12 protein-coding genes are annotated in these 20,052 nt (G+C 72.9%); 6 read left to right on the top strand and 6 right to left on the bottom strand.

Going from position 1 to position 20,052, the window contains the following annotated elements; translation table 11 throughout:
- The first annotated feature begins 251 nt into the window (after positions 1 to 251).
- The 3 genes from ACFYW3_RS09435 to ACFYW3_RS09425 all read left to right on the top strand — a co-directional run bounded on the left by ACFYW3_RS09435 (position 252) and on the right by ACFYW3_RS09425 (position 6,861).
- The gene (locus ACFYW3_RS09435) at positions 252 to 752 is read left to right on the top strand and encodes a DUF6912 family protein (protein ID WP_389385957.1); all 501 of its coding nucleotides are present in this window, start codon (positions 252 to 254) and stop codon (positions 750 to 752) included.
- A gap of 68 nt (positions 753 to 820) precedes the next feature.
- Positions 821 to 1,498, top strand: a complete 678-nt coding sequence (locus tag ACFYW3_RS09430) for an HAD family hydrolase (protein WP_389385989.1) — start codon at positions 821 to 823, stop codon at positions 1,496 to 1,498.
- A gap of 395 nt (positions 1,499 to 1,893) precedes the next feature.
- Positions 1,894 to 6,861, top strand: a complete 4,968-nt coding sequence (locus ACFYW3_RS09425; RefSeq protein WP_351754068.1) for an NAD-glutamate dehydrogenase — start codon at positions 1,894 to 1,896, stop codon at positions 6,859 to 6,861.
- A gap of 68 nt (positions 6,862 to 6,929) precedes the next feature.
- Here the strand turns inward: ACFYW3_RS09425 and ACFYW3_RS09420 are convergent, their stop codons facing one another.
- Both ACFYW3_RS09420 and ACFYW3_RS09415 read right to left on the bottom strand, forming a co-directional pair.
- On the bottom strand, positions 6,930 to 7,736 hold the full coding sequence (locus ACFYW3_RS09420) for an ABC transporter ATP-binding protein (protein WP_351754113.1): 807 nt from the start codon (positions 7,734 to 7,736) through the stop codon (positions 6,930 to 6,932).
- Between the two features lie 7 nt (positions 7,737 to 7,743).
- Positions 7,744 to 8,640, bottom strand: a complete 897-nt coding sequence (locus ACFYW3_RS09415) for an ABC transporter permease (protein ID WP_351754066.1) — start codon at positions 8,638 to 8,640, stop codon at positions 7,744 to 7,746.
- A 177-nt stretch (positions 8,641 to 8,817) separates the two neighbouring features.
- Between ACFYW3_RS09415 and ACFYW3_RS09410 the strand changes: the two genes are divergently transcribed.
- Entirely contained in the window at positions 8,818 to 9,429 is a 612-nt protein-coding gene (locus tag ACFYW3_RS09410) for a TetR/AcrR family transcriptional regulator (RefSeq protein WP_389385956.1), read from the top strand.
- A 186-nt stretch (positions 9,430 to 9,615) separates the two neighbouring features.
- On the opposite strand, the gene ACFYW3_RS09405 is transcribed toward ACFYW3_RS09410, so the two are convergent.
- The 4 genes from ACFYW3_RS09405 to ACFYW3_RS09390 all read right to left on the bottom strand — a co-directional run bounded on the left by ACFYW3_RS09405 (position 9,616) and on the right by ACFYW3_RS09390 (position 16,380).
- Entirely contained in the window at positions 9,616 to 10,461 is an 846-nt protein-coding gene (locus tag ACFYW3_RS09405; RefSeq protein ID WP_351754061.1) for a carbohydrate ABC transporter permease, read from the bottom strand.
- A complete protein-coding gene (locus tag ACFYW3_RS09400) occupies positions 10,458 to 11,723 on the bottom strand; it encodes an ABC transporter permease subunit (RefSeq protein ID WP_389385988.1) in 1,266 nt (421 codons plus the stop codon). The genes ACFYW3_RS09405 and ACFYW3_RS09400 overlap by 4 nt, the downstream gene beginning before the upstream one ends.
- 93 nt (positions 11,724 to 11,816) lie before the next feature.
- Entirely contained in the window at positions 11,817 to 13,217 is a 1,401-nt protein-coding gene (locus tag ACFYW3_RS09395; RefSeq protein ID WP_389385955.1) for an ABC transporter substrate-binding protein, read from the bottom strand.
- Positions 13,218 to 13,389: 172 nt separating this feature from the next.
- The gene (locus ACFYW3_RS09390; RefSeq protein ID WP_389385954.1) at positions 13,390 to 16,380 is read right to left on the bottom strand and encodes an FHA domain-containing protein; all 2,991 of its coding nucleotides are present in this window, start codon (positions 16,378 to 16,380) and stop codon (positions 13,390 to 13,392) included.
- Between the two features lie 454 nt (positions 16,381 to 16,834).
- Between ACFYW3_RS09390 and ACFYW3_RS09385 the strand changes: the two genes are divergently transcribed.
- Positions 16,835 to 18,604, top strand: coding sequence for a serine/threonine-protein kinase (locus ACFYW3_RS09385; RefSeq protein ID WP_389385953.1), 1,770 nt, complete (start codon positions 16,835 to 16,837; stop codon positions 18,602 to 18,604).
- A gap of 181 nt (positions 18,605 to 18,785) precedes the next feature.
- Positions 18,786 to 20,036, top strand: coding sequence for a serine/threonine-protein kinase (locus ACFYW3_RS09380; RefSeq protein WP_351754051.1), 1,251 nt, complete (start codon positions 18,786 to 18,788; stop codon positions 20,034 to 20,036).
- The last annotated feature ends 16 nt before the right edge of the window (positions 20,037 to 20,052 follow it).

Genomic DNA, 20,052 nt, shown 5'->3' with positions numbered 1-20,052 from the left:
GCGCTCGCCCCGGACCCCGGCCGGCTTCACCTATCCGGGTGGGGGACCCGGGGCCGCCGCCCCGCCTCCGGGCCTTCCGCGGGCACCGGGTGGACGCGTCGCGCGCCGCCCCCGCCACCCCGAAGGGGGACCGCCGCCGTCACCGGAGGTGGTGGCGCGACCGCCGGGAACACCCGTTGTGAGGGGGCATCGGTGAACGGGCGGTCCGGTCGTATCCTGAGGGCGTTCCCGACTACCGAAAGCAGCCGGCCATGCGCGTGTACGTCCCCCTGACCGTCCCCGGGCTCGCCGAGGTGCACAAGGCGGGCGAGCTGGGTCCCGCTCCGCTGCGCGCCTACGCGGTCACCCCCGGCCTGCGCGAGTGGTACGTGTCCGACGACATCGAGGAGCTGGAGTACGCGGCCCTCGGCCGCGCCGCCCTCGCCTCCCTGCGGATGATCGCCGCCGACGCGGACGCGCCGCGCAGGCGGGTCGTCGTGGCGTTCGACGTCGACGACCGGGCCGCCACCGTCGCGCCCGGGAACGACGAGGCCGCCCTCGGGCAGGTGTCGCTGGGGAGCTCCGTACGGCTCTCCGTGGCCGCGGCCGTGCACGTGGACGCCGATGACGCGTTGGAGGACGTCACGGCCGCCGTCGGGGCCGTCGAGGCGGCCGACGCGGGCGACGACGCCGCGCTGTCCCTGGTGGACGGCGCCGAGGACCACGAGCTGCTGTGGTTCGGGGTGCAGGAGATCCCGGGGTTGCTGAAGTGACGGACGCCATAGAACTGACGGAAGCCATCGAAGTGACGGATGCGAGCGCGGTGACCGACGTGACCGATGTGAGTCCGGCGGCGCGCCGTGGCCCGCACATCGTGTGGGACTGGAACGGGACGCTGCTCCACGACATCGACGCCGTCATCCTCGCGACCAACGCCTCCTTCGCGGAGTTCGGCTTCGCGCCGATCACCCTGGAGACGTACCGCGAGCTGTACGTGGTACCGGTTCCGAAGTTCTACGAGCGAATGATGGGCAGGATGCCCACCGAGGCGGAGTGGCTCGTCATGGACGAGACCTTCCACCGACACTACTGGTCCTCCGCCGAGACCGCCGGGCTCGCCGAGGGCGCCCTGGAACTGCTCCGGGGCTGGCAGGGTGACGGGTCTACGCAGTCCCTGCTGTCCCTCGCGCCCCACGACAAGCTGGTGCCGCTGGTCCGGACGCACGGCATCGACACGCACTTCCTCCGCGTCGACGGGCGCACGGGCCCCTCGCACACCACCAAGGCGAGCCATCTCGTACGTCATATGGCCGCCATGGAGGCGGCGGGTGTGACGGCCGACCGTACGGTCCTCATCGGAGACGCCGTGGACGACGCCCTCGCGGCCGCACACGTGGGTGCGCGGGCCGTGCTGTACACCGGGGGCTCGCACAGTCGCGGCAGCCTCGAATCAGCCGGCGTGCCCGTCGTGGACACGCTGGCCGAGGCCGTCGCCACAGCTCGCGAAATGGCCGAATAGGCACGTGACACGGGTATCGGGCGGCGGCGTGCACGTCTGGCCGGGCACGTCGCTGTCCAGAGTGTCAAAGTTCCACCCCCGGATTTGTACACATGCGGCTCATGACGAGCACGGGGTGGGTGGGGATAGCCTGGTACCCGTGATCAGCGCGATAGTCCTCGGGGGCACTGAAGCCCCCGGCACGCGCCCGGCGCACGAACGTGCCCGGGCCTTCGCCGATCCCCGCTGCCGGAACCACGTGCCGATCTTGGCCGATTCGCTTCCGGTGGCCTCTCTCGACGACATGGCGTCGATCCCGAACGGACATCCCGCCTCGCGGCCCGCGTCGCGCCGCCGCCATGTCATTCCTTCCTTCACCTACGTCACGCAATGGCGCGCGACAGGAGCCAGAGGACATGCAGACCAAGCTGGACGAAGCAAAGGCCGAGCTGCTTTCACGGGCGGCCCGGGTAGCTGAGAACAGCCCGGCCGGGGGGCTACTTCCGTCTGGGTCCGAGCAAGGGGAGCGGCCCGACCGGGGCACCACGCTGTCCTACCTCCAGCGCTACTACCTGCACACCGCGCCGGAGGACCTCGCCGACCGGGACCCGGTCGACGTGTTCGGCGCGGCGCTCTCGCACTACCGGCTCGCGGAGAAGCGCCCCCAGGGCACCGCGAACGTCCGCGTGCACACCCCCACGGTCGAGGAGAACGGCTGGACCTCCAGCCACTCGGTCGTCGAGGTGGTCACCGACGACATGCCGTTCCTCGTGGACAGCGTCACCAACGAGCTGTCCCGCCAGGGACGCGGCATCCACGTCGTGATCCACCCGCAGGTCGTCGTGCGGCGTGACGTCACCGGCAAGCTGATCGAGATCCTCGGCCCCGACTGCGACGCGCACGGGCCCAAGACCGACCGCCCCCACGACTCCCTCGTCGAGTCCTGGATCCACGTCGAGATCGACCGCGAGACCGACCGGGCCGACCTCAAGCAGATCACCGCCGACCTGCTGCGCGTCCTGTCCGACGTCCGCGAGTCCGTCGAGGACTGGGAGAAGATGCGCGACGCGGCCATGCGCATCGCCGAGGAACTCCCGAACGAGCCCACCGCGCCCGACCTGCGCGAATACGAGCTCGAAGAGGCCCGCGAGCTGCTGCGCTGGCTCGCCGACGACCACTTCACCTTCCTCGGCTACCGCGAGTACAACCTGGTCGACGGGGACTCCCTCTCCGCCGTGCCCGGCACCGGCCTCGGCATCCTGCGCTCCGACCCGCTGCACAGCGGCAAGGAGGACGGCCACCCCGTCTCGCCGTCCTTCAACCGGCTGCCGGCCGACGCGCGCGCCAAGGCCCGCGAGCACCGCCTGCTCGTCCTCACCAAGGCCAACAGCCGCTCCACCGTGCACCGCCCCTCGTACCTCGACTACGTCGGCGTGAAGAAGTTCGACGCCGACGGCAACGTCGTCGGCGAGCGCCGCTTCCTCGGCCTGTTCTCCTCCGCCGCGTACACCGAGTCGGTGCGCCGGGTCCCCGTCATCCGCCGCAAGGTCGTCGAGGTCCTCGACGCCGCCGGCTTCGCGCCGTCCAGCCACGACGGACGCGACCTGCTCCAGATCCTGGAGACCTACCCGCGCGACGAGCTGTTCCAGACGCCCGTCGACCAGCTCCGGGCCATCGTCACCTCCGTCCTGTACCTCCAGGAGCGCCGCCGGCTGCGGCTGTACCTGCGCCAGGACGAGTACGGGCGCTACTACTCCGCGCTCGTCTACCTGCCGCGCGACCGGTACACCACCGGCGTCCGGCTGCGCCTGATCGACATCCTCAAGGAGGAGCTCGACGGCACCAGCGTCGACTTCACCGCCTGGAACACCGAGTCGATCCTCTCCCGCATCCACTTCGTCGTCCGCGTCCCGCAGGGCAAGGAACTGCCCGTCCTGACCGACGCCGACGTGGACCGCATCGAGGCCCGCCTGGTCGAGGCGGCCCGCTCCTGGGCCGACGGCTTCGGCGAGGCGCTCATCGCGGAGACCGGCGAGGAGCGCGCCGCCGAACTGCTGCGCCGCTACGGGGGCTCCTTCCCCGAGGGCTACAAGGCCGACCACTCGCCGCGCTCCGCCGTCGCCGACCTGGTCCGGCTGGAGCGCCTGTCCGCCGGGGACAGCGACTTCGACCTCTCGCTGTACGAGCCCGTCGGCGCGGGCCCCGGCGAACGCCGCTTCAAGATCTACCGCCAGGGCGAGCAGGTCTCCCTGTCCGCGGTGCTGCCGGTCCTCCAGCGCCTCGGCGTCGAGGTCACCGACGAGCGGCCGTACGAGCTGCGGTGCAGCGACCGGACGAACGCGTGGATCTACGACTTCGGCCTGCGGATGCCCGTCGGCTCCGGGAACGGCGACGCCCACCTCGGCGACGACGCCCGCGAGCGCTTCCAGGACGCCTTCGCGGCGGTCTGGCAGGGCGAGGCGGAGAACGACAACTTCAACACCCTGGTGCTGAGCGCCGGGCTGACCTGGCGGCAGGCCGTGGTGCTGCGCGCGTACGCGAAGTACCTGCGTCAGGCCGTCTCGCCCTTCAGCCAGGACTACATGGAGGACACCCTCCGCAACAACGTCCACACCACCCGGCTGCTGGTCTCGCTGTTCGAGGCCCGGATGTCGCCCGGTCGACAGGCCGCGGGCACCGAGCTGATCGACGCGATGCTGGAGGAACTCGACGGGGCCCTGGACCAGGTCGCCTCCCTCGACGAGGACCGCATCCTGCGGTCGTTCCTCACCCTCATCAAGGCGACGCTGCGCACGAACTTCTTCCAGTTGAACGACGCGGGCGAGCAGCACGCCTACGTGTCGATGAAGTTCGACCCGCAGGCCATCCCGGACCTGCCGGCGCCCCGCCCGGCGTTCGAGATCTGGGTCTACTCCCCGCGCGTCGAGGGCGTCCACCTGCGCTTCGGCAAGGTCGCCCGAGGCGGCCTGCGCTGGTCCGACCGGCGTGAGGACTTCCGTACGGAGATCCTCGGCCTGGTCAAGGCGCAGATGGTCAAGAACACCGTGATCGTGCCGGTCGGCGCCAAGGGCGGCTTCGTCGCCAAGAACCTGCCCGACCCGTCGGTGGACCGCGACGCGTGGCTCGCCGAGGGCATCGCCTCGTACAAGATCTTCATCTCGGCGCTGCTCGACATCACCGACAACATGGTCGCCGGCGAGGTCGTGCCTCCGAAGGGCGTGGTCCGCCACGACGAGGACGACACCTACCTCGTCGTCGCCGCCGACAAGGGCACCGCGACCTTCTCCGACATCGCCAACGGGGTCGCCGAGGCCTACGGCTTCTGGCTGGGCGACGCCTTCGCCTCGGGCGGCTCGGCCGGCTACGACCACAAGGGCATGGGCATCACCGCCCGCGGCGCCTGGGAGTCCGTGAAGCGGCACTTCCGCGAGCTCGGGCACGACACCCAGACCCAGGACTTCACGGTCGTCGGCGTCGGTGACATGTCCGGCGACGTGTTCGGCAACGGGATGCTGCTCTCCGAGCACATCCGCCTGGTCGCCGCCTTCGACCACCGGCACATCTTCATCGACCCGAACCCGGACGCGGCCGTCTCCTACGCCGAGCGCCGGCGCCTGTTCGACCTGCCGCGCTCCTCGTGGGCCGACTACAAGACCGAGCTGCTGTCCGCGGGCGGTGGCATCCACCCCCGCACCGCCAAGGCCATCCCGGTCAACGCGCAGGTCCGCGCGGCCCTCGGCATCGAGGCGGGCATCACCAAGATGACCCCGGCCGACCTGATGCAGGCCATCCTCCAGGCCCCCGTGGACCTGCTGTGGAACGGCGGCATCGGCACGTACGTCAAGGCGACCGCCGAGACGCACGCCGACGTCGGCGACAAGGCCAACGACGCGATCCGCGTCAACGGTTCGGACGTCCGCGCCCAGGTCATCGGCGAGGGCGGCAACCTGGGTCTGACCCAGCTCGGCCGCATCGAGTTCGCCCGTACCGGCGCCGGCGGCGAGGGCGGCAGGATCAACACCGACGCCATCGACAACAGCGCCGGCGTGGACACCTCCGACCACGAGGTGAACATCAAGATCCTGCTGAACGCGGTCGTCGCGGACGGCGACATGACCGTCAAGCAGCGCAACAAGCTGCTGGCCGAGATGACCGACGAGGTCGGCCGCCTGGTGCTGCGCAACAACTACGCGCAGAACACCGCCCTGGCCAACGGCGCCGCCCAGGCGCCCAGCCTGCTCCACGCCCAGCAGCGCTTCATGCGCCGCCTGGAGCGGGACGGACTGCTCAACCGCGGGCTGGAGTTCCTGCCCACGGACCGGCAGATCCGCGAGCTGCTGAGCAACGGCAAGGGGCTGACCCAGCCGGAGCTGGCCGTCCTGTTCGCCTACACGAAGATCACGGTGGCGGACGAGCTGATCGCCACCGGGCTGCCGGACGACCCGTACCTGCGCCGTCTGCTCCACGCGTACTTCCCGGGCGCCCTGCTCGCGAAGTTCCCGGAGCAGATCGACGCGCACGCGCTGCGCCGGGAGATCATCACCACGCTCCTGGTCAACGACACCGTCAACACCGGTGGTACGACCTTCCTGCACCGTCTGCGGGAGGAGACCGGCGCGTCCACGGAGGAGATCGTCCGGGCGCAGTTGTCGGCCCGCGAGATCTTCGGCATGGCCGGGGTGTGGGACGACGTCGAGGCCCTCGACAACAAGGTCGCCGCAGACGTCCAGACCCGGGTGCGGCTGCACTCGCGGCGCCTGGTCGAGCGCGGTACCCGTTGGCTGCTGAACAACCGGCCGCAGCCGCTGGAGATCACCGAGACCATCGAGCTGTTCCGCGAGCGGGTGGCGCGGGTCTGGGGCGAGCTGCCGAAGCTGGTGCGCGGCGCGGACCTGGAGTGGTACCGGTCGATCATGGACGAGCTGGTCGGCGAGGGTGTGCCGGAGGAGCTGGCGGCGAAGGTGGCCGGCTTCTCGTCCGCCTTCCCGACGCTCGACATCGTCGCGATCGCGGACCGTACGGGCGTCGACCCGCTGGACGTCGCGGAGGTCTACTACGACCTCGCGGACCGGCTGGACATCACCCAGCTCATGGACCGGATCATCGAACTGCCGAGGTCGGACCGCTGGCAGTCGATGGCCCGCGCCTCCATCCGCGAGGACCTGTTCGCGGCGCACGCGGCCCTGACGGCCGACGTGTTGGCGGTGGGCAACGGCGAGTCGACTCCCGAGGAGCGCTTCAAGGCGTGGGAGGAGAAGAACGCGGCGATCATCGGGCGTGCGCGCACGACCCTGGAGGAGATCCGGGGTTCGGACGACTTCGACCTGGCGAACCTGTCCGTCGCGATGCGGACCATGCGCTCCCTGCTGCGGGCGCACGTCTAGACGAATGCGCGAGAGGGGCGCCCGGGCCGGTTCTCACCGGCCCGGGCGCCCCTTCGGCGTCGGTGGGCTCACTTCGTCCGGGTGAAGGCCTCGTACGCGTCGCAGACCTCGCCGGACGGGCCGTCCATGCGCAGCACGCCCGACTCCAACCAGATGGCCCGGTCGCAGGTGGCGCGGATCGTGCCGATGCCGTGACTGACGAGGAAGACGGTGCCCGCCCGCTCGCGCAGTTCCTCGATGCGGGCCTGGCTGCGGCGCTGGAACCCGGCGTCCCCGGTGGCCAGGGCCTCGTCGATCATCAGCACGTCGTGGTCCTTGGCGGCGGCGATGGAGAACCGCAGCCTGGCGCCCATGCCGGAGGAGTAGGTGCGCATCGGCAGGGAGATGAAGTCCTGCCGTTCGTTGATCCCGGAGAAGTCGACGATGTCCTGGTAGCGCTCGCGGATCCGCCGGCGGGTCATGCCCATCGCGAGGCCGCCGAGGACCACGTTCCGCTCGCCGGTCAGGTCGTTCATCATGGCGGCGTTCACCCCGAGCAGGGAGGGCTGCCCGTGCGAGTAGACGGCGCCGCTCGTCACCGGCTGGAGGCCGGCGATCGCCTTGAGCAGGGTGGACTTTCCCGAGCCGTTGGTGCCGATCAGACCGATGGCCTCGCCCCGGTACGCGGTGAGGCTGACGCCCCGGACGGCGTGCACCTCTCGGACGGCGGGGACGGCCCGGCGGGAGAGGATCCGGCCGAGGGCGGCGACCGCGCCGCCCTTGGGGCCGGCGGCGCCGTGGACCTTGTAGACCACGTGGACCTCGTCCGCGATGACGGTCGGGACGCGGGTGTCGGGAGCCGGGGCCCCCGGGGTGGGCGTGGTGCGGGTCGGGATCGAGAGGTCAGCCACGGCCGTACTCCTCCTCTGCCTTCCAGAAGTAGACGAACCCGCCGACGCCGGCGAGCAGGGCCCAGCCGATCGCGAGCGGCCAGACGTGGTGCGGGAGCGATGCCGCCTTGAAGCCGTCGATCAGGGCGAAGCGCACGAGGTCGATGTAGAGGGCGGCGGGGTTGAGTTTCAGGGCCGTCTCGACCCAGTGCGGCAGGTGGTCCTTGCCGAGCATCTGGTCGATGGACCACATCACGCCCGAGGAGTACATCCACGTGCGCAGGACGAACGGCATGAGCTGGCTGACGTCCGGATTCTTGGCGCCGACGCGGGCCATGACCAGGGCGCAGCCGGTGCAGAAGACGGCCATCAGGACCAGGGCGGGCACGGCCAGGAGCCAGGCCGGGCCGGGGGTCTGCCCGAAGGCCAGGAGCAGCACGACCAGCGCGCCCATGGTGACGAGGAGTTGCTGGAAGAGCTGGACGACGGTCGAGACGGGCAGGCTCGCGCGCGGGAAGTGCAGGGCGCGGACCAGGCCGAGGTTGCCGTGTACGGCGCGGGTGCCGGCGTTGACGGAGCTGCCGATGAAGTCCCAGACGAAGACGCCGGTGAGCAGGAACGGCACATAGTCGGGCACGCCGTGGCGGGCCTTCATCACGATGCCGAAGACGAGGTAGTAGACGGCCGCGTTCAGCAGGGGGGTCACGAGGTGCCAGACCTGCCCGAGCCGGGCCGTGCTGTACGTGGCGTGCATCCGGGCGGTGGCGAGGGCCGTCACGAAGTGGCGCCGACCCCAGAGCTCCGCGACGTAGCGGGGGAGGGAGGGCCGGGCGCCGCTCACGGTCAGGCCGTGGGCCGCCGCCGACTCCGCCGGCGAGGGGGCGTGGTGGATCACGGGGGTCGCGGTCACGGGGGTCGCTTTCGACGGGGCGCGCTGTTCACGGGGCGCGCTTTCGAAGGGTTCGGACTCGGGCGACGACGGAACGGGACCGTATCGTCGCTACGGCGAGGCTAGAGCGCGGGACGTCGGAACGCAACCGTATCGTCGTGACGTGCGGGTGGCGGCGTGCGCGGCTATGCTCTGGGCATGACCACCGAGCCCGCCCCCGCCCCCGCCCGCCGGGCCCCCGCCGGGGCCGCCGTACTGCGCGAGGACGTCACCGAGGCGATCCGGGCGGCCGTGCTGGAGGAACTCGCGGCGGTCGGCTTCGCCCGGATGTCCATCGAGGCCGTCGCCCGCCGGGCCGGCGTCGGCAAGACCGCCGTCTACCGGCGGTGGAAGTCCAAACTGCACCTGGTCCTGGACCTCGTGGCCGCCTTCGCCGTGGACGGGCTGCCCGCGCCCGCGACGGGCTCCCTGTACGGCGACGTACGAGCCCTGCTGGAGGTCATGTCCCACCTGCTGAGCCATCAGGTCGCCTCCGCCGTGATCCCCGACCTGCTCGTCGAGGCGGCGCGGAACCCGGAGCTCGCGGACGCCGTGCGCGGAGCCCTCCTGGAAGGGGAGCGGCGGATGGCGGAGGGGATCGTCTCCGAGGCCGTCGCGCGGGGCGAACTGGCCGCCGGGACCGACCCGTCGAGGGCCCTCGACCTGGCGATCGGGCCGCTGTACTGGCGGCAGGTCGTGGTACGCGAACCCGTGGCGGGGCCCTACCTCGACGAGCTGGCCCGCTCGGTCGTCGCGGGCCTCACGGCCTAGTGCTGTGACCGGAAAGGTCCGGCAAACCTTTCCGGCCACAGCACTGGCCCCCGTCGCCCCTGCGGCCACAGGCCCGCCCCGACGCCCTGCCGCCCCGACCACTCACGCCGGCCGGTGCTCGTGGACCGGCCCCGTGATCACGGTCCGGCCCGGTGGTCACGGGCCGGCCCCGTGATCACGGTCCGGTCATTTGATCGCCCCGGCCATCACCCCCGAGACGAACTGCCGTTGGAAGGCGAAGAAGACCACCAGCGGTACCAGCATCGACAGGAACGCGCCGGGCGCCAGCACGTCGATGTTGTTCCCGAACTGGCGCACCTGCTGCTGGAGCGCCACCGTGATCGGCGGGTTCGCCGAGTCCGCGAAGACCAGCGCCACCAGCATGTCGTTCCACACCCACAGGAACTGGAAGATGCCGAGCGAGGCGATCGCCGGACCGCCGAGCGGCAGCACCACCCGCGCGAACAGGCGCAGTTCACCCGCCCCGTCGAGACGGGCCGCCTCCAACAGCTCGCGCGGGATCTCCGCGAAGAAGTTCCGCAACAGGAACACCGCGAACGGCAGCCCGAAGGCCGTGTGGAACAGCACCACCCCGGCCGTGGTCTCGAACAGGCCGATGGCGCCGAAGAGTTCCGACACCGGGATCAGGGCCACCTGGACGGGGACCACCAGCAGCCCCACCACGATCAGGAACAGCCAGTCCCGGCCCGGGAACTCCAACCAGGCGAAGGCGTACCCGGCGAACGCCCCCAACACCAGGACGAGCAGGGTCGCCGGAACGGCGATCGCGACGGTGCTCAGCAGCGAGCCGGTGATCGTGTCGTCGGCCAGCAGACGTGCGTAGTTGTCGGCCGTCAGCCGTGACGGCGCGCTCAGCGCCTGCCACCAGCCGCCCTCGTTGAGGCCGGTCGGGGAGAGGAAGGAGGAGATCAACAGCCCGAGGGTGGGCACCAGCCAGAACAGGCCGGCGAGGATCAGGAAGACCCGCAGCACCCCGCCGGCCGCCCGGGAGGCGAGGGACCGTGCGTTCATCGGCGGGCCTCCCGGCGCATCCGGCGAATGTTGTAGAGCATCACGGGCACCACCAGCACCAACAGCAGCACGGCGATGGCGCTGCCCAGCCCCGGGTCGGCGTTCGTGCCGAAGGACGTGCGGTACAGCTGGAACGCGAGCACGTTCGCGTCGTCCTGGACCGCGCCCGGCGCGATCACGAAGACCAGGTCGAAGACCTTCATCACGTTGATGACCAGCGTGACCAGGACCACCGCCAGGACGGGCGCCAACAGCGGGACGGTGATCCGCCGGAACACCTGCCACTCGCTCGCCCCGTCCACCCGCGCCGCCTCCAACAGCTCACGCGGTACGGCCGCCAACCCGGCCCCGATCAACACCATCGCGAAACCGGCCCACATCCACACGTACGCGCCGATGATCGCCGGGGTCACCAGCGTCGGACCCAGCCACTGGACCCCCGCGTAGGCCTCCCGGAAGTTCGAGGCGGGCAGCCGCAGCAGCGCCCCGTCGGCCCGCTCGGACAGGGTGAACGTGCCGTCGGCGCGGGCCGACGCCGAGTCGACCACCGCGCCGTCCCTCACCGCCTCGATCCGCATCCCGGCGAACGCCGACTCGGTCGGGTCCACGGTGTTCGTCCGACCGCCCCCGCCCCGGGTGAAGTCCTGCCAGGCGGTCCCGGTGACCTTGCCGGGCTCGGCGGCGGCGGGCCGCGCGGTGCGGGTTCCCTCGGGCAGTGCCTCCGGGGCCACCCCGACCAGCGGGAGCAGCGCAGGCACGCCCGCCCGTACGGGATCGCGCGTCACGTACCCGCCCCCCTCGGCCGGCGCCAGCGGCGAGTCCCGGCCCGGGCGGGCCTTCGGGAACGCCGAGGCCTCCGCGAAGGTGTCGTGCACCCCCACCCACACCGCGTTGGCCACGCCCCGGTCGGGGTCGTGGTCGTACACGAGCCGGAAGATGATGCCCGCCGCCAGCATGGAGATCGCCATCGGCATGAACACGAGCAGCTTGAACGCCGTCCCCCAACGGACCCGCTCGGTGAGCACCGCGAAGATCAACCCGAGGGCGGTGGCCGTCGTGGGGGCCAGCACCACCCAGATCGCGGTGTTCCTCAGCGCGGTGCGGATCGTGTCGTCGGCCAGGATCTCCCGGTAGTTGCCGCCGCCCACGAAGCTGTCGCCGGAGCGGTCGAAGAAGCTGCGGTAGACCGAGTAGCCGATCGGGTGAACGACGAGCGCGCCGAGCAGCAGCAGGGCCGGCAGGAGGAACGCCGCCGCGATCAGCCGGCGGCGCCGGGCCTCCGCGGAACCCCCGCGCCCGGCGCCGCCCGTCGCACCGACGACCTCGGCCCCCGTGGCGACTTTGGTGGCCACCGGTCAGTTCCCGTACGCCTTGGCCGCGTCACTCTCCAGTTTCGCCTGGGTGCCCGCCACGTCCGACGGGTTCGCCAGGAAGTCCTGGAGGTGCTTCCACTCGCCCGCGCCCGGGGTCCCACCGAAGGCCGCCGGAGCCTGGTCCGACAGGTCGAAGCGGAAGTCGTCGCCGGCCGCGATCAAGGCCTTCGCGATGTCGCGCTGGATGGCGTTCGGGTAGGCCGCCGGGTTCACCGACTTGTTCGGGGAGACGAAACCGCCCTCGCGGGCCTGGATCTCCGCGGCGTCCGCCGACGCCAGGAACGTCAGCAGCGCCTGCGCGCCCTTCGAGGGCTTCAGCGCGACCGCCACGTCACCGCCCGAGACCACCGGGGCCTTGTCGCCGACCGCCGGGAAGGGGAACACCAGGGCCTCCTCGCCGACCTTCGCCCCGGTCTGCGCGATGTTCACCGCCACGAAGTCGCCCTCGAAGACCATCGCCGCCGCCGGCCGGTCGCCACCGGTGAAGGTCTGCGTCACCGACTTCGGGAACTCCGTGGACAGGGCCCCGCTCGGCCCGCCCGCCAGGAAGTCCTTGCGGCCGAACAGCTCGCCCAGGGTCGTCAGCGCCCGCTTGACGCTGTCGTCCGTCCACTTGATCTCGTGCTTCGCCAGCTTGTCGTACAGCTCCGGGCCGGCCTGGGAGAGGTAGACGTTCTCGAACCAGTCCGTCAACGTCCAGCCGTCCGCGCCGGCCACCGACACCGCCGGGGTGCCGGAGGCGGACAGCGTGTCGGCCGCCGTCAACAGGTCCTTCCACGTCTTCGGGGGCTGCACGCCCGCCGCCTCGAAGGCCTTGGCGTTGTACCAGATCAGCGACTTGTTGGCCGCCTTGTAGTACACGCCGTACTGGGCGCCGTCGACCGCTCCGAGCTTCTTCCACCCGTCCGAGTAGTTCTTGTCGAGCTGGGCCTTGGCCTCCGGCCCCACCGGCTGCGCCCACTTCTTCTCCACCGCGGACACCAGCGCCCCGACCTGGGGGAGCAGGGCCACGTCCGGCGGGGCGCCACCCGCGATCTTCGTACCGAGGAAGGTGACGATCGGATCCTGCGCCGGGACGAACGTCACGGTGGCGCCGGTCCGCTTCTCGAACTCCTTCAACACCTTCGTGAAATTGGCTTGTTCCGGACCCGTCCAGACCGCCGCGACCTCGAGCTTCTCCCCGGCCAGACGGGGTAATTCCACCCGGGGCCCGGTCGGCGCCTCGCCGGAGGACGGGGTCCCGTCCTTCTTGTCCCCGCCGCCGCACCCGGTGAGCGCGAGCGCGCCCGCCGCGATCAACGCGGCCCACGCGCGGCTCCTCGTACGGCTTCTGAGGTGCTTCCTGCGGCTCTTCGTACGGCTGGTTCCCCGCTGACTGCGCATGGTTGTGCCCCCGATGCCCGTCCGGCCTTGATGGTGTGTCCCGTGCCACAAGGTCTACGCCGACCCGCGCACCCCCGCAATACCGCGTCGGGGCGTGCGGGAGCGGGGAAACGGCGTGCGCGGGCGGCCCGGGGGACCCGCCGCGCGCGGTGCCGGCGGGGCGGGCGGGTGTCTACGGGGCGGCCGGGAACCGTACCGGCGTCGCCGAGACCAGGCGCGACGCCCGTTCCAGGGCGCTGGCCAACAGCGCCAGGTCGGTGGGCCCGTTGCCCAGCTCACGGACCGGGCGGCGGGCCGGAGGATCACCCATCCGCTCCCACTCCACCGGGACCACGGTCGGCCTCGACGTCGCCGTCCGCGGGATCCGACCGGTGACCCGGCCGCCCTGGAACGGAACCGCCCGACCGTCCGCGTACCGGAGCGCACCGCGTCCGGGTCCGGGCTGGTCAGGGGCGTCCAGCTCGACCCGCAGCCGGGCGAGGCGGGACAGTTCGGTGTCGGCCGTGCGGTCCGGGCGGGCGGTGGTGGCGACCAGGTGCACCCCGAGCCGGGCACCCTCGCGGGCCGCCCCCTCCAGGATCCGGACCACCGAACCGGCGGCGGGACGGCCCGTGCTGCCGAGGCCCGGCGCGACCAGCGCGTCGAAGTCGTCCACCAGCAGCACCAGTCGGGGCAGCGGACCCGGACCGGGCGCGGGATCGGTGCGGGCGGCGGCGGAACGCAGCCGCAGGGTCCCCGAACGCTGCGGGTCGAGATCGCCGCTCAGCTCGCCGGGAGCGGGCCGGCGGGGCGCGACCATCCGGTCGGACACCTCCCGCCGGGCGTGCCACTCGCTGAACGGCACCCCGTCCAACAGCTCGTGCCGGCGCTTGAGTTCGGTGCCCAGCGCCTGCGCGAACTCCCGCATCCGCACCGGGTCCGAGGCCACGAGGTGTGCCGAGACGTGCGGCAACTCGGTACAGGGCAGCAACCCGTCGCCCCGCTCGCCGCCGGCGCCGTCGAGCAGCAGGAGCCCCAGCCTGTCGGGGCGGGCCGCGGCGGCCAGCGAGGCGGCCACCGAGCGCAGCAGCTCGGTCCGGCCGCTGCCGGCGGGCCCCTCGATCAACAGGTGGGGGCCGTCGTGGACCAGCTCGGCCCCGACAGCCCCGCGCCGGCCGGTACCCAGCACCACCTCGGCGAGCCCGCCGACACCCTGGCCCTGTTCCGTGCCCGCCGCCCAACGGGCCATCAGCGACGCCGGGGTGGCCCGCGCCAGACCCAACTCGTCCAGGAGCCGCGCCGTCTGCGGCAGCGAGGCGGTCGCCGGCCGCTGGGCCTCGGCGCCGGTGGACTCCGCGCGCAGCGGGGCGAGGGCGCGGGCGAACCGCTCCGCCCACGCCGCGGACACGGCGTCGGCCACGGCGGTCGTCCCGGGCGGGACGGGTCTGCCGCCGACGACCGCGAAGGTCCGTACGGCGGTGGCGACGTCACCGCTGAGCAGGGCGACCGTCCCGCAGTCCCGGAACGCGGGGGAGCCCGAGCAGGCCGTCTCGTACGTGTCGGAGACCGGGCTCGCCGGCGTCGCGGCCGGCGCCTCCGCGAGGGCCAGGACATGGATGCCGGCGGCGGGCCCGTGCGAGGCCAACCGTCCGGTGACATCGCGCAGCTGCCCCGTGCCCGGGTCACCGTCGAGGACGAGGAGCGTGTACGGGCCCTCGTACGCGCTCGCGGCCCGTCGCACCGCCTCCGGCCCGGCGGACGCCCAACCGGCGCCGAGCGGGCCCTCGTCGAGCCGGCGGGTCAGCTCACCGGTGCGGGCGGCGGCCTGGTCGCGGTCGAACGCGAGGAGCAGCCGGCAGTCCTGGCCGTGCGCGGGCCGCACGTGCGGCAGCCAGCCGAGCCAGCCCCAGTCGGCGCGCCGCTCCTGGAGGCCACGACCGCGACCTGCGCAGACCAGCACGATCTCCAGCCGGCCCGGCGCGTGCAGTCCGGCGAGTTGGGCGATCACGGACCGGGCCACGCCGGTGAGGCGGGCCCGCGGACCGGCGATTCCCAGTGCCCCGGCCTCGCGGAGCTCGACCCGGCTGCCGGCGCCGAGCCCGACGTCGAGGGCGCCCGGGGGACGGGACCAGAGCCGCCCGGTGGGCCCGAGGGCGGCGAGGAGCAGGGTGGCGGGGTCGTCGGCGGCGGGGCGCGCGGTCGGGGCGGGCTCGTCCTCGGCGGCCGGCTCGGCGATGTCCTCGCCCCGTACCCACTTGCGCGCCCACGCCCCGATGCCGCGCCGTCGGGGTTCGAACGCGGGGGCCGCGCCCTGCCCGCCGCCGGTCGCGTCGGAGCCGGAGCCGGAGTCGGGGAGATCGTGTGCGAGGCCGGCGCCGGGGGACGGGGCGGGGTGGTGGGCCGGCTGGTGGGTGGGCGTCCGCGCCCCCGCGTGGGGCGCGTTCGCACCGTCCGGGCCCGCGCCGTCGGTGCCGGAGTCGACGCCGGCGCCGGCGCCGGCGCCGGGAGCGCCCGGGACGGCGGCGGTGCCCGGCAGGGACAGGTGTCCCTCCAGGTCCGGCACCACGGGCAGCGTCGGCGCCGCGCCCCGGGCCGCCAGCCGCAGGGTCGATTCGCCGATCCGCAGCAGTGCCCCCGGTGTCAGCGGCACCGTCCGCGCTCCGACGGGGACGCCGTCCAGGGTCGTGCCGTTCGTGGAGCCGAGGTCGGCCACCGCCACCCGCCCGTCCGACATCACCGTCACCGCGCAGTGCAGCCGTGACACGTCGGGGTCGTCCAGCGGCACGTCCGCGTCGGCCGAGCGTCCGATCCGTACCGCCCCGGGGTGCAGCAGGTGCACCCCGCCCGCGTCCGGACCGGCGACCACGTGGAGCTGGGGCGCGGCCGGCCCGTCCTCGGGCAGCGCGGGCAGTCCGTCCGGGGCGGGCGCGTGCAGGGCCAGGACGGCCCCGTCCACCAGGGGCGGCTCGCCCAGGATCCGCCGCTGGAGGTCGAGCCGTTCCGTACCGGCGTACAGCACGACGGTGCCCCCGGTGTCGGGTCCGCCCACGGTCGCCGCGAGCCCGGACGCGACGGCGGCGAGCGCGGTCCCGACGGGCGCGGTGACGAGCACGTCGCAGCCGACGGGCGCGCCGGAGGTCTGGTGGCCGCTGCGCGACCCGAGGACGGTCAGCCGGATCTGCATCGCCGTCAGCGGTCCCTTCTGCGCGGTGCGCAGTGCACGTGCGTGCGCCGGGCAGGGGAACGGCGGGACGTGCCGGCCCGATGACCCCCCACCCGGCACGGACGCGTCGTCCGGTCAGGTCTGCCGGAAGGAGGGGCTCCCGTCCCCGCCGTTCCGTACGGGTGCATCCTCGCACCTGTCGCGGACAACACGCCCGGCACCCGGCAACAAATGATCTTGATCGATCGTGACCCGAACCACTCGTCGCTCACATACGGACAACCGGGTCGACGAAAGCCAAGGAAAATCGCCTCCGGCATACCCGGTAAAACTCACTCTTCGTACATATGTACGGCAACCAACCTTCGATGCCCGGCGTCTTCATCCGGGACACCCCCTAGAGTGGGCCGGAAAACCCACGGCGGAAACAGCCGAAACCAGACGACAGTCAGACGACAGCAGGGGAGCGCGAGACGTGCGGCCAGTCGGCAGCAAATACCTGCTCGAGGAGCCGCTCGGGCGCGGCGCCACGGGCACCGTCTGGCGTGCCCGCCAGCGGGAGACCGCCGGTGCGGAGGCCGCCGTCGCCGGCCAGCCCGGCGAGACCGTGGCCATCAAGGTCCTCAAGGAGGAACTGGCCCAGGACCCGGACATCGTGATGCGCTTCCTTCGGGAACGCTCCGTCCTGCTGCGCCTGACCCACCCCAACATCGTCCGCACGCGCGACCTCGTCGTCGAGGGCGACCTGCTGGCCCTGGTCATGGACCTGATCGACGGCCCGGACCTGCACCGCTACATCCGCGAGAACGGTCCCTTCAGCCCCGTCGCCGCGAGCCTGCTGACCGCCCAGATCGCGGACGCGCTCGCCGCCAGCCACGCCGACGGCGTGGTCCACCGGGATCTGAAGCCCGCCAACGTCCTGCTGGACGAACGCGGCGGCCAGATGAAGCCGATGCTCACCGACTTCGGCATCGCGCGCCTCGCCGACTCCCCGGGCCTGACCCGCACCCACGAGTTCGTCGGCACCCCCTCCTACGTGGCCCCCGAGTCCGCCGAGGGCCGCCCCCAGACCTCCGCCGTCGACATCTACGGCGCCGGCATCCTGCTCTACGAGCTGGTCACCGGCCGCCCGCCGTTCGCCGGCGGCACCGCGCTCGAAGTGCTCCACCGCCACCTCAGCGAGGACCCGCAGCGCCCCGCGAACCTGCCCGAGCCGCTCTGGACGGTCATAGAGCGCTGCCTGCGCAAGGAGCCCGGCGAGCGCCCGAGCGCCCAGAGCCTGGCGCGCGGCCTGCGCGTGGTCGCCTCCGGCATCGGAGTGCACTCCTCGCCCGCCGAGGTGGAGGCCGCGCTCGGCGTCGCCGCGCTGCTCGCCCCCGACCCCTCGCCCGCCCCGGTCCCCGCGACCCCCGGCGTCGCGGACGCGGGCCAGGCGCTCCCCGGCGGCGCCGGCTCCCCGATGGGCGCCTACGACCCGAACGGCATGACCAGCGTCCTGCCGCCGGTCGGCGCGGCCGACGCCACCTCCGTGCTGCCCGCCACCGGGGCGGGCGGTGCGGACCCGACGTCCGTCATGCCGCCCGTACAGGACGGGGTGCACCCCTGGCAGTCGCAGATGCGGGCCGCCCGCGACCGCAACGAGCAGACGCAGATGCAGTACCTCGACCCGAGCGAGGACCCGCTGCGCCGCCGCCCGCAGCGCCAGGCGCCCCCGCCGCCCCAGCAGCGACCCCAGCAGCAGCCGTACCGCCAGGGTCCGCCGCCGCAGCAGTACCAGCAGCCGCCCGCGCATCAGCCCCAGTACCAGCAGCCGCCGCAGCAGCCGTACCGCCAGGGCCCGCCGCCCCAGCAGTACCAGCAGCCGCAGCAGCACCAGCCGGTCCACCAGCCGCAGTACCAGCAGCCGCCTCAGCAGCAGCCGCAGTACCAGCAGCCCACCCGGCCCCAGGGTCCGCCGCCCCGACAGCAGGCCCCGCGCGAGCAGCGCGAGCCGCGCGAACCGCGTCGCCGCAGTGCCAACCCGGTCCGGATCCCCGGCCTGGGCTGCCTCAAGGGCTGTGTGGTCATGATCCTGCTGTTCTTCGTGGCGGGCTGGCTGGTCTGGGAGCTCACCCCGCTCCAGGAGTGGGTCGGCACCGGACGCGGCTGGTGGGACCAGGTGTGGACGTGGGGCTCGGACGCGGTCGACTGGGTCACCGCCATCGGCGACTCCGCAGGCGGCTCCGGCGGGGGATCCACCCCCTGACGGCCGGCTGACGGTCCACCAGGAGACGCTCGGGACACCCCCGTGGCGCCGACTTCGTGGATTTGTCGACTTCTGGGACGTGATTTCGCCCGCAGAAGTGAAGGTCGCCGCGATGCGGGGCGTTCAACCCCCACCCGGCCGCGTAGCTTTGGTGCGTACGCCAGCCGCTGAGGGAGCAGTCGTGGCACGGAAGATCGGCAGCCGGTACACCGCGCACCAGATCCTTGGGCGCGGCAGCGCGGGCACGGTGTGGCTGGGCGAGGGGCCGGAAGGCCCCGTCGCCGTCAAACTGCTGCGCGAGGACCTCGCGTCCGACCAGGAGCTGGTCGGACGGTTCGTCCAGGAACGCAGCGCGCTGCTCGGCCTGGAACACCCCCACGTCGTGTCCGTCCGCGACCTCGTCGTCGACGGCAACGACCTCGCCCTCGTCATGGACCTCGTCCGCGGCACGGACCTGCGGACGCGGCTCGACCGCGAACGACGGCTCGCCCCCGAGGCGGCCGTGGCCATCGTCGCCGACGTCGCCGACGCGCTGGCCGCCGCGCACGCGGCGGGCGTCGTGCACCGCGACGTCAAGCCGGAGAACGTCCTGCTCGACATGCAGGGCCCGCTCGGCCCCGGCGGCGCCCACCCGGCCCTGCTGACCGACTTCGGCGTCGCGAAGCTGATCGACTCGCCGCGCCGCAGCACCGGAGGCCGGACCTCGGCGCCCACCACCCGGATCATCGGCACGCCCGACTACCTGGCCCCCGAGATCGTGGAGGGCCTGCCGCCGCGCGCGGCCGTCGACATCTACGCGCTGGCCACGGTGCTGTACGAGCTGCTCGCGGGATTCACGCCGTTCGGCGGCGGGCACCCCGGGGCGGTGCTGCGCCGGCACGTGACCGAGACCGTCGTACCGCTGCCGGGCATCCCCGAGGAGCTGTGGCAGCTCATGGTGCAGTGCCTCGCCAAGGCGCCGGCGTCGCGGTTGCGGGCCTCGGAACTGTCGACCCGACTGCGGGACCTGCTGCCGATGCTGGCCGGGATCCCGCCCCTGGACGTGGACGAGCCGGACGAGACCGACGCGGAACCGGAACAGGCCGAGGAGAAGTCCGCGGATCCGGTACGGCGGCGCGGCGTGGTGCCGCTGGTGCCCGGCTCGGCGACGGACTCCAACCGGGACACGCACACCTCGATGCGGGTACCCGGCCCGGACGAACTGGCCGGGGGCGCGCTGGGCACCGCCCGGGTACCGCGCCCCGCGGGCGGTCACCGGCCCGGCTCGGCCCGACACCGGGCCGAGACGGTCCGCAAGCGCCGCCTCGTGCTGTCCGCGTCGGCGGTGGCGCTGGTGGCGGCGGTCGGGGTGGGCACCTGGTTCGCGGTGTCCGACGGGGACGCCGCCCCCGCCCCGCAGGACAGCAAGCAGTCGGGCACGGCCGTCCCGTAGCCGGGCGCCGGCCGCG

It is taken from the genome of Streptomyces sp. NPDC002602 (assembly GCF_042889445.1).
Classification (GTDB): Bacteria; Actinomycetota; Actinomycetes; order Streptomycetales; family Streptomycetaceae; genus Streptomyces.
This window is presented reverse-complemented; position numbering and strand designations above follow the sequence as displayed.